This window comes from Serratia sp. PL7 (genome assembly GCF_945957435.1).
In genome coordinates, this window is the sequence record NZ_CAMFLB010000128.1 from 1 (window position 1) to 412 (window position 412).

Here is a 412-nt window from a genome sequence, read left to right on the forward strand (position 1 = left end):
TTATCCTACGCTAAGCCTGTTTTTTGTACATATTACTATTCACTGAGCGTAATGCGCGGTATTTACCCTGTCCCAGTTTGAGGTTCGTTCTCCAGACGTAATCCCCGCTCAGGTTGATATGTTCCCATCCCAGTGGTGACAGATGGTAATCAGTTGCTCATTAATCGGGATCCCTTTTCGTCTCAAAGAATCTATCGCTCTTTCTATATATACCGTATTCCACAGTGAGATCGCCGCAGTCAGCAACGTCAGACCGCTGGCTCGATAGCTCTGATTCTCCAGCCCCCGATCTCTGATTTCACCCAGCCGATGCATAAAGACCGCTCGCGCAAGGGCATTGCGAGCCTCACCTTTATTCAGCCCCGACTGTATTTTAACGAGGAATATACATGCGACGTAATGCACAAAAATG

General features: G+C 47.6%; 1 pseudogene. It reads right to left on the bottom strand.

What is annotated here, in order from left to right:
* Nucleotides 1-10: 10 nt before the first annotated feature.
* Nucleotides 11-412, bottom strand: a pseudogene (locus N6G83_RS54575) (Tn3 family transposase); the annotation flags it as partial.